Origin of the sequence: Kordia sp., assembly GCF_045105435.1 — a bacterium.
Lineage (GTDB): Bacteria > Bacteroidota > Bacteroidia > Flavobacteriales > Flavobacteriaceae > Kordia.
On the sequence record NZ_JBGCDL010000194.1, the window covers coordinates 1 to 9,938 of the forward strand.

Here is a 9,938-nt window from a genome sequence, read left to right on the forward strand (position 1 = left end):
AGTTTTTTCTTTTCTTCAAATGAATCGTGTCCTTTTAAGTTTAATGAAATAATAATTACACCACCAACTACAATCGCGCCAATAGCATCAAAAGTTTGATATCCTTCTTTTAGTCCATCAAACAAAGGTGTTTTAAAAAGAGAAGAATTTAAAGCTTCATGTGGCATCCACAAGCCAATTCCAATAATCGTTAATAAAATGAGGACAATAAGTGGCGTTAGAAATTTTCCAATAAAATTGAGAATCTTTGTACGATTCAACACAAAAACCAATACCAAGGCAAAATAAATACTACTTGTAAGCAATGCACTTGTTCCAAAATTGGGAAATATAGAAATTTCGTGTGTTGCTGCGGCTGTTCTTGGAGATGGAATTGCCACTGAAATCGCATATACAATAATACAAAATACACTACTGAAAATCGGCGAAACTTTTTTTCCAAAATCGTACATTGTCCCTTGCAATCGCGCATGCGCTAAAATTCCGAAAATAGGAATTACAACGGCTGTAATCATAAACCCAAGTGTTACCCAAAACCATTGATCCGTTGCTTGATAGCCTAATAATGGTGGTAATAACAAGTTTCCCGCACCAAAAAACATGGAAAATAAGGCAAATGAGGTGACAAAGAGTTCTTTATTTTTTGACATTTATGTAATTTTTTTAATTCCGGCAGTTAGTAAGCTAACAAGCACGTATACAATTCCTAAACCGATGTTGATAAATTTGAGCAAAGCCGTTGCAAACGCCAATGTTGACCAATGCGTCTGCAAATCGCCATAGAATAATTGGAGTAAGGCAAAATTTTCTACCATATCTAAGAAGCCAGCAAAAATCACTGCGCGTATCAAAACAATTCCCAATCGATACGCTAAACTTTCAGGATTTTTCCAAATAATTCTTCGCACACGATAAATCACTAAGCATAATAAAAATGTATAGGCAATGATAAAAATATAATCGAACCACAAACTCCATTCTGTTGATAACATAGCGCCATCAGTAGCTTTCCAAGCATTTAAAATTTGCGTGCTACAATCGAGATCTTTTGCCAATTCAAACGAAATAATTCCTAAAGGCGCTACTTCATTTTTAAGCAATGTATCAAAATGAATCATACAACTTGCTGCCAATAAAAAGGTAGCAATTGCCAGAATAAGCAACTTCTTTTCGGAAGTATTGGAAAGTTTTTTAAAAGTAGACAATAACATTTTTAAGGAATGGTTTTACAACTAACGAAAGATACATATTTTTGCGACATGCAACAGTTTGTGACTTATAAAAATATTGAAATTGGCTTTACCGTTTCGGGCAAAGGAAATGCGTTGGTATTATTGCATGGCTTTTTGGAGACAAGTACTATGTGGCAATCGTACATTGATGCTTTCTCTAAAACCCACAAAGTCATTGCGATAGATTTGCTAGGTCATGGAAAAACGCCGTGCTTGGGTTATATTCATACAATGGAAGAAATGGCGGAAACCGTTTTTGCTGTTGTAAAGGAATTAAAGTTGCGCAAAATTCACTTGGCAGGACATTCTATGGGCGGTTATGTAGCATTGGCTTTCGCCGAAATGTACCCAGATTATGTAAAAGCTTTGTGTTTGATAAATTCTACTTCGCGTGCCGATAGCGAGGAACGAAAAATGAATCGCGATCGTGCTATCAATGCTGTGAAATACAATCACAAGCAGTTTATTCGTATTTCTATTTCGAATTTATTTCGACCAAAAAATCGTAAAATCTTCACAGAAGAAATTAAAGAAGTCAAAAAAGAAGCATTAACGACTTCCTTACAAGGAATTGTTGCTGCTTTAGAAGGCATGAAAATTAGAGAAGATAGAGAAGTTTTATTGCATTTTTCGCCATATAAAAAAATGATGATTATCGGGAAACATGATCCTGTATTGCATTTTGAAGATTTAATTGATCAGACAAAAAACTCAGAAGTTGACGTTGATATTTTCCCTGATGGACATATGAGTCATATTGAAAACAAAAACGATTTGTTATTTTCTCTTGAAAGGTTTCTGGAAAATTAGCGCAATACTATTATTTCTTTTTGTGAACGTTTTTCTATTTCAGATTGAAAAATAAAATATTGTAAGAAATTAAAACTACGAACTGAAGATTTTATTTTTGTTTTTTACCACTCAACTTTAGAAAACGTGTTATTCGTCTAAAAAAAACATCTTTTCATCGGATAAGTGATTGGGTTTTGTATATTCGATACGCCCAAAAACAATTACTTAACCTACTTATTACCATGGATCATATGAGTATAAAAACTACCTTCTCACTCGGAAAATTATACTGCAACACTTTCGGTCATCGTTACCGAGTTACTAAAAAAGTAACTTCGCACATTAACGAATATCAATGTATGCTTTGCAATTGTGAAGCTACGAATGATGATAAAGGAAAGTTGACACAATTAACGCCTCAGTTAAAAGATATCAATGAAACTTTGGTTTCGTTTCATAAAAAGAAGAAACACGCTTTTTAAGGAATGCTGAATTTAATCATGCATGATTAAATAATTGCACTGTTTTCTTTGATCACAGCCAATTCAACATTCATAATTAAAAATTTACAATTCTGAATCAGAATCCATTGCATTCCATCCTTGTGCTTTCAATGGAATTTTTGTATTTGCTCTTGTTACCAAGTGAATACCTTCGCTTTCTTGTGTCATGTGCCCAATTACGGTAAGGTTTGGATTTGCTTTTATTTTTGGAAAATCTTCTTGACTTACCGTGAATAAGAGTTCGTAATCTTCGCCGCCACTTAACGCAACCATTGTACTGTCTAATTTAAATTCTTCACAGGTAGAAATTACTTGTGGATCTAACGGAATTTTGTCTTCATACAAATTACAGCCAACACCTGATTGCTTGCACAAATGCATAATTTCGGACGATAAGCCATCGCTGATATCAATCATAGACGTTGGTTTTACTTCTAAATCGTTCAATAATGTTGGAATATCTTTTCGAGCTTCTGGCTTTAACTGTCGCTCAATTATATAAGAATACATGTCCAAATCTGGTTGATTGTTCGGGTTTACCTCAAATACCGATTTTTCACGTTGTAGTACTTTCAATCCTAAAAATGCACCTCCAAGATCGCCCGTTACAACTAATAAATCATTCTCTTTTGCGCCACTTCGGTATGCAATATTTTCTTCTTCAATTTCACCAATCGCGGTCACGCTAAGTAATAATCCTTTTGTAGATGAAGTGGTATCGCCACCAACAACATCAACATTGTAAACTTTTGCTGCCAACTGAATTCCAGCATACAATTCTTCCAACGCTTCCAAAGGAAAACGATTGGAAACTGCAATAGAAATTGTCACTTGTGTTGCTGTGGCATTCATTGCGTAAATATCGGACAGGTTAACAACAACAGCTTTGTATCCTAAGTGTTTTAATGGCATGTAGCTCAAATCGAAATGAACACCTTCCACTAACAAATCTGTAGAAACAACTACTTTTTTTGATTCAAAGTCCAACACAGCAGCATCATCTCCAATTCCTTTCACTGTAGAACGTTGTGTAATCTTAAAGTTTGCTGTTAAATGATCTATCAATCCAAACTCTCCCAAACTTGCTAATGATGTTCGCTGTTCATCTTTGTCTTTTAACATGTCGTAGTAGTATTTATAAAGTTAAAATTGTATTTTAGTCGGAAGTTTTTAGCCTCGATCCCATTGAAAACGCAAAATTAGCAAAAAAATGACACCTATTGCACGAAACCTACTCTTTGTTCTTGTACTTTTATGTATTTCCCCTTCTATAGCTCAAATCGTACCTTGTTCAGGCGGATTTGCAGGTGTATTCCCTTGTGATGGATATGACTTATTATCCAATTTACCAAAATCTACTTTTAGCAACCGAGACGGAAGTGATATTTGGGGCTGGACAGATAGCACTACAAATAAAGAATATGCACTAATTACCTTTGAAGATAAAACTTGTTTTGTTGATGTTACCGATCCGGTAAATCCTATCTATTTAGGAAACATTCCGACAAATGCTGGTTCAAATTATTGGAGAGATATTAAAGTATATAATAATTACGCATATATTGTTGCTGATAATGTAGGGAATCATGGAATGCAAGTATTCGATTTGACACGTTTGCGCAATGTGACAAATGCTCCTGAAACATTTGTACCTGATAACATTTTAACAGATGTAGGAAGTTGTCATAATATCGCAATTAATGAAGATACTGGCTTTGCTTATTTAGTAGGATGCAATACGTTTAGTGGCGGACCGCATTTTGTAGATCTTTCCGATCCTGCAAATCCTGTTTCTGTTGGCGGATATGCTACAGATGGATACACACACGATGCACAAATTGTAGTCTACAACGGACCTGACACAGAGCATCAAGGAAAAGAAATTATGATTGCCAGTAATGAAAATGAAATCGTAGTTTTAGATGTTTCTGATAAAGCGGCTGTGGTACGACTTTCACGAGTTGCGTATACTGATGTTGGATATACGCATCAAGGTTGGCTATCGGATGATCAACGTTATTTTTATTTGGGTGATGAAACCGATGAAATAGATTTTGGATACAATACACGTGGTTTGGTGTTTGACTTTTCTGATTTAGACAATCTATCTTTTTTAACTTCATTTACAGGAGCCACTAACGCTATTGATCACAACTATTATACAAAAGGAAACAAACTATACCAAGCCAATTACACCGCTGGATTGCGAGTTTTAGACATTACCAATCCGATGAATATTACTGAAATTGGTTATTTTGATACACATCCCGAATCTAACGACACCACTTTTTTCGGAGCCTGGACTGCATATCCATATTTTGCAAGTGGAAACATTATTATTAGTGATATTGACAGAGGTCTTATTATCATTCGCGACAGCAGTACTTTAGGCACAAACGAAGCGCCTTCTTTTGATTTTATGATGTATCCAAATCCTGCATCTAATCATACAATGATTAGAGCCGGAGAAAACATGCTGATCCAAAAAATAGAAGTATTTGATGTGTTAGGAAAAAAAGTAGATGCACACGAAAACATCAACGAAATTCTATTCCAACTGCCTGTTACAAAACTCCCTTCAGGTATGTATGTTGTAAAAATAAACGAAACTACTTCCCAGAAATTAGTTGTAAATTAAAGAGTTGTAGAAAAATAACGCGTATGAAAAAGATAAAAAAATGCTTTCTCATCATTATTACACTAAGTTTTTGTGCTTGTAGCAATGATGATAGAGGTCCAATAACGCTTGGGGAAATTGCAAACTCCGAAGCTTTTCCTGGCATTACACTATGTGAAAATGGTTTTGCAGGCGAATATCCTTGTGATGGTTACGATTTAATGTCGCACATTCCATTGTTTACCTTTGGAGCTTTTAGAGGAAATGATTCTTGGGGTTGGACAGATCCGCAAACGAATCGCGAATATGCACTTATTGGTACGGATGAAAATGCTTCATTTGTAGACATTACCGATCCTGTAAATCCTATCTATTTAGGAAACTTACCAACACAAACAGTTTCGAGCAATTGGCGAGATATTAAAGTATATAATAATTACGCTTTTATTGTAAGCGAAGCGCCTGGTCACGGAATGCAAGTGTTCGATTTAACGCGCTTGCGAAATGTTGCCAATGCACCAGAAACCTTTACACCAGATGCTTGGTATGATGGTTTTGGAAGCGCTCATAATATTGTAATTAATGAAGAAAGCGGATTTGCATATGCAGTTGGCGCCATGCGACTTGACGACAGCATATTTTCCTTTAATGGCGGTCCGCACTTTGTAAATATTCAAAACCCAACAAATCCTGTTGCGGCTGGTGGTTATGCTGATGATGCCTATTCACACGACGCACAAGTAATTACCTATACTGGTCCAGATACAGAACATGTAGGCAAAGAAATTTTAATTGGTAGTAATACAAACGAAGTGGTCATTATTGACATTTCCGACAAAAACAATCCAATTCAGCTTTCCACAATCAATTATTCAAATATTGGCTACACACATCAAGGTTGGTATACAGAAGATCAACGCTATTTTATTTTGGGTGATGAAACCGATGAACTTAACTTTGGGTTTAACTCTAGAAGCATTGTATTTGACTTAGAAGATTTAGACAATCCAAGCGTACAAATGACTTATTTAGGTCCTACAGGTGCTATTGATCATAATGGATATACGAAAGGTGACTCTTATTTCTTAGCAAATTACACAGCTGGCGTTCGTATTTTAGATATTTCAAATATTGGCGGCAGTCAAATTCAAGAAGAAGGATTTTTTGACACCTATCCGGATAATAATGACGCCATTTTTAGAGGAGTTTGGAATGTATATCCATATTTTGAAAGTGGAAATATTGTCATAAGTGATATCAATTCAGGATTATTTATCATCCGAAAAAACAATGAATAATTCATGATGCAACACAAAATAAAGTATACAATTTTTACGATTTTTTTATTGATTTTTCTCGCTAGCTGCTCCTCAGACGATGGAAATGCACAAGATTCAACAGACAATCCAGATCTGATTGTTTTTCAAGGAGAAATTGATTGGATAAAAACACTTGGCGGCACACAAGAAGATACCGCGCAAGATATTACCATCACTGCCGATGGCGGGTATGCTATTGTTGGTTTTACTGAAAGTATTGATGGCGATATTACCGACAATGCTTCCGAACAAAATAACTATTGGGTAGCGCGCTTAGATGTCGATGGAAATTTACTTTGGAGTAAAACCTACGGAGGAACCGCTGACGATCGTGGTGAAGCCATTAAAACTACTGCCGATGGCGGATTTATCATTACAGGATATAGCAGAAGTGCGGATGAAGATGTAAGTGCAAATAGCGGTTTTTACGATCAATGGATTGTAAAGCTTGATGCTGGCGGAAACATTCTGTGGGAAAAAAGTTTTGGTTTCTCTGGAAGCGATCAAGCGTTTGATATTATACAAACAAGTGACGGCGGTTATTTTACCACAGGATTTTTAGATATTACCGCTTCTGGCGGATTAGGAAGTGTTGGAAAACCAAGTGGAACTAACGGAAGTTTTACAAATCCCAAACATGGCGTTGGCGAATATTGGTGTCATAAGCTTGATGCGAACGGAAACATAATTTGGAGTCGCTATTTTGGTGGAACTAACAACGATCGCTCCTATTCTACTTTAGAAACCAACGATGGTAATTTTATCATTGCAGGTTCGTCTGAAAGTGATGATTTTGATGTAACAAGCAGTCAAGGAAGTTATGATTTTTGGGTTGTAAAATTAACGAATACAGGCGATTTAATCTGGCAAAATTCGTATGGTGGTTCAGGAATTGAAATTGGATATGATATTACAAAAACGAACGATGGAAACTATCTCGTAGTTGGCGACACAAGAAGTACCGATGGAAACATTGCTAATTTAAAAGGTTCTGCTGATTTTTGGGTGATCAAAATTAACGACACCGACGGTTCTTTACTTTGGGAACGCACGTATGGCGGAAGCGATTTTGAATCGGCACGTGGCGTTACACCTTTACAAGATGGCGGATTTGCTATTGTAGGAAGTGCTAAAAGTGATAATGTAGATGTAAATTCCAATTACGGTCAAAACGATTTTTGGGTCATTAAAATTACAGATACAGGAAATCTAACTTGGGAGAAAAACTTTGGCGGATCGCAATTAGATATTGCTTTCAGTATTGTGGAAACTAACGATAAAAAACTAGTTGTTGCTGGAAGTACACAAAGTAACGATGGCGATATTACACAAAATAAAGGGATTAAAGATGCGTTAATTCTTAAAATAAAATAACGATGAAAAAGATCACATATATATGCTCACTAATCATATTTTTACTAGTATCATCGTGTAATAACGATTCAAATGCAATAGAAACCTCAGCAGTAGAAATTACCTTTGACAATCGTATCTCTGCCAGTCAGGATTTAGATTTAGGAACGACTGTGTACATGAACCAAAATAATGAAAGCGTTGTTACGAATGAGTTGAAATATATCATTTCAAACATAGCTTTAATTCAAGATAATGGAACCGTTTTCGAATATCCAAAAGAGGATTCTTATTTTGTAATTAACGAAGCAGATGCAAGCAGTTTGACATTGAGTTTGACAGGAATTCCCGTTGGAAATTACACACAAATTTCGTTCGGAATTGGCGTTGATCAATCAAAATATCCATTAGATGGTGGCGTTTTAAATTTTATTCCACAAGCAGAAGCAACAGGCATGTTATGGAATTGGGCAGCAGGTTACAAATTCATTAAGTTCGAAGGAACATTTACACCACAAGGCGGCACCGAAAGTCCGTTTGTAATTCATGTGGGAAGTCATGGGCAGAATTTAGATAACTACAAATTCGTGACGCTTCCACTAGCAAATACCATCAATATTGCTACAGGAAATACGGCTTCAGTAACTGTAGAAGCGTACATTCAACGTATTATTGATGCTACAAATCAAATTAAATTGGAAGACACGAGTGACATTCAAGTGGATCCTGTAAATGCGCCTAGAATTGCTAAAAATTTAGAAACTAGCTTTAGTGCGGAATAGCTAACAAAACTTAACCAACATAGCCAAAATAGATTGCTTTCTTTATCAAACCAACAACACTGTTGACTTGTAATTTTAGAAAAATATTTTTCTTGTGTGTTTCAACGGTATGCTTGCTTATATATAATGTATCTGCTATTTGATCAGTTGTGAGTTCTTTAGCAATCAATTGAATAATTTCTTTTTCTCTACGAGTTATAATTTTTTTATTGAAGTCCAACTCGTCATTCGATGCTTTGTAGTCGTTATAAAAATAAGGTTTACCATCTACAATGATTTGATGAATTGCTTTAATGAGTTCATCAAAACCTGTTTCTTTTAGTAAATATCCATCAATCCCTTGAAACGATTGTATTTGCTGAAACATACTCACAACTAGTATTTTTAAATTTGGATACTGTTGTTTTACAATTTTCACAAATTCCAATCCGTTCATTTCTGGCATTGAAATGTCAGTAATTAATAGATCGGGAGTATTACTTTTTAAAAAAGTCAACGCATCTGTAGCATTGTCTAATACTTGCAAGATTTCCATGTCGTTTTGTTTCGACAATACATTTGAAATTCCGTCTAAAAACATTTTATGATCGTCTACAATAACAAGTTCAATTTTAGCCATACATCATTTATTTATCCACAGGAATTTCTACAATTACTCGCGTACCGTTGCCTATTTGTGAATCAAACGTAATATTTCCATTCACTATTGTTACGCGCTCTTTCATATTCTGAAATCCAATGCCTTTGTGAGCAGTAGTAGCATCAAATCCCGTTCCATCATCTTCATACATTAAAATTAATTCAGTATCATGTATGTTTATAGAAACATCAACGGTTTTTGCTTGGGCATGTTTTTGTGCATTGCTGAGTAATTCTTGTACAATACGATATAAATGATGCTTTACTTCAGTATCTAAAAGCAACGCATTTTCTTCGGGAAAGACCGTAATATTTGTCAAAAAACTATCATTATTTTCATACTGCTGTTTCAAATCTAGCAATAGCGAAATAATATCTTTATCTTTAAAATAGTTAGAGCTTAAATTATGTGATAAGATGCGTAATTCTTTAAAAGTATTGGACAGCGATTGATTGATTCCTTTAATTTCTGTATTCTCTAATTCAGAATTAATTTGTGTTAATCGTAAATTCATTCCAGCCAATTGTCCGCCAATACCATCATGCAACTCTATAGCGATGCGGTTTCGTTCGTTATCTTGTCCATCAATCAATGCTTGAATTTGCTTTATTTCCTGTTCTTTCTGTAGTCGTTCTTTTTCTTTTATGTGCAATTGTGCTTCTTGTGCTCGTATGGTTCGCTGCGTTTTTACACGATGTCT

General features: G+C 35.2%; 11 protein-coding genes. 6 read left to right on the forward strand and 5 right to left on the reverse strand.

What is annotated here, in order from left to right; translation table 11 throughout:
* Both AB8B65_RS10300 and AB8B65_RS10305 read right to left on the reverse strand, forming a co-directional pair.
* Positions 1-650 (reverse strand): branched-chain amino acid transport system II carrier protein (locus AB8B65_RS10300; RefSeq protein ID WP_405300888.1); only part of this gene is annotated, 650 nt, incomplete at its 3' end.
* Complete coding sequence (locus tag AB8B65_RS10305) at positions 651-1,211, reverse strand: hypothetical protein (RefSeq protein ID WP_405300889.1); 561 nt, start codon at positions 1,209-1,211, stop codon at positions 651-653.
* Between the two features lie 9 nt (positions 1,212-1,220).
* Between AB8B65_RS10305 and AB8B65_RS10310 the strand changes: the two genes are divergently transcribed.
* A complete protein-coding gene (locus AB8B65_RS10310; protein ID WP_405300890.1) occupies positions 1,221-2,042 on the forward strand; it encodes an alpha/beta fold hydrolase in 822 nt (273 codons plus the stop codon).
* Between the two features lie 224 nt (positions 2,043-2,266).
* Complete coding sequence (locus AB8B65_RS10315; RefSeq protein WP_405300891.1) at positions 2,267-2,506, forward strand: hypothetical protein; 240 nt, start codon at positions 2,267-2,269, stop codon at positions 2,504-2,506.
* A gap of 84 nt (positions 2,507-2,590) precedes the next feature.
* Here the strand turns inward: AB8B65_RS10315 and thiL are convergent, their stop codons facing one another.
* A complete protein-coding gene (gene thiL / locus AB8B65_RS10320; RefSeq protein WP_405300892.1) occupies positions 2,591-3,649 on the reverse strand; it encodes a thiamine-phosphate kinase in 1,059 nt (352 codons plus the stop codon).
* 88 nt (positions 3,650-3,737) lie between these two features.
* Here thiL and AB8B65_RS10325 point away from each other — a divergent pair, with 88 nt between their 5' ends.
* From AB8B65_RS10325 to AB8B65_RS10340, 4 genes are read left to right on the forward strand one after another with little or no spacing between them, the layout of a single operon-like run.
* Positions 3,738-5,165 carry a choice-of-anchor B family protein gene (locus tag AB8B65_RS10325; protein ID WP_405300893.1) on the forward strand — a complete coding sequence of 476 codons (1,428 nt, stop codon included), beginning with the start codon at positions 3,738-3,740 and terminating at the stop codon, positions 5,163-5,165.
* 23 nt (positions 5,166-5,188) lie between these two features.
* Entirely contained in the window at positions 5,189-6,442 is a 1,254-nt protein-coding gene (locus AB8B65_RS10330; RefSeq protein ID WP_405300894.1) for a choice-of-anchor B family protein, read from the forward strand.
* 3 nt (positions 6,443-6,445) lie between these two features.
* On the forward strand, positions 6,446-7,837 hold the full coding sequence (locus tag AB8B65_RS10335) for a hypothetical protein (RefSeq protein ID WP_405300895.1): 1,392 nt from the start codon (positions 6,446-6,448) through the stop codon (positions 7,835-7,837).
* A gap of 2 nt (positions 7,838-7,839) precedes the next feature.
* Complete coding sequence (locus tag AB8B65_RS10340; protein WP_405300896.1) at positions 7,840-8,598, forward strand: MbnP family protein; 759 nt, start codon at positions 7,840-7,842, stop codon at positions 8,596-8,598.
* A 10-nt stretch (positions 8,599-8,608) separates the two neighbouring features.
* On the opposite strand, the gene AB8B65_RS10345 is transcribed toward AB8B65_RS10340, so the two are convergent.
* Positions 8,609-9,217, reverse strand: coding sequence for a response regulator (locus tag AB8B65_RS10345; protein ID WP_405300897.1), 609 nt, complete (start codon positions 9,215-9,217; stop codon positions 8,609-8,611).
* Between the two features lie 7 nt (positions 9,218-9,224).
* Positions 9,225-9,938: sensor histidine kinase (locus AB8B65_RS10350; protein ID WP_405300898.1), on the reverse strand; the 714-nt coding region annotated here is incomplete at its 5' end.

What these genes read in the sequence shown, in the direction of transcription:
- AB8B65_RS10340 (WP_405300896.1), top strand. Translation starts at nt 7,840, where the DNA reads ATGAAAAAGATCACATATATATGCTCACTAATCATATTTTTACTAGTA.
- AB8B65_RS10330 (WP_405300894.1), top strand. Translation starts at nt 5,189, where the DNA reads ATGAAAAAGATAAAAAAATGCTTTCTCATCATTATTACACTAAGTTTT.
- thiL (WP_405300892.1), bottom strand. Translation starts at nt 3,649, where the DNA reads ATGTTAAAAGACAAAGATGAACAGCGAACATCATTAGCAAGTTTGGGA.
- AB8B65_RS10345 (WP_405300897.1), bottom strand. Translation starts at nt 9,217, where the DNA reads ATGGCTAAAATTGAACTTGTTATTGTAGACGATCATAAAATGTTTTTA.
- AB8B65_RS10335 (WP_405300895.1), top strand. Translation starts at nt 6,446, where the DNA reads ATGATGCAACACAAAATAAAGTATACAATTTTTACGATTTTTTTATTG.
- AB8B65_RS10315 (WP_405300891.1), top strand. Translation starts at nt 2,267, where the DNA reads ATGGATCATATGAGTATAAAAACTACCTTCTCACTCGGAAAATTATAC.
- AB8B65_RS10310 (WP_405300890.1), top strand. Translation starts at nt 1,221, where the DNA reads ATGGTTTTACAACTAACGAAAGATACATATTTTTGCGACATGCAACAG.
- AB8B65_RS10305 (WP_405300889.1), bottom strand. Translation starts at nt 1,211, where the DNA reads ATGTTATTGTCTACTTTTAAAAAACTTTCCAATACTTCCGAAAAGAAG.
- AB8B65_RS10325 (WP_405300893.1), top strand. Translation starts at nt 3,738, where the DNA reads ATGACACCTATTGCACGAAACCTACTCTTTGTTCTTGTACTTTTATGT.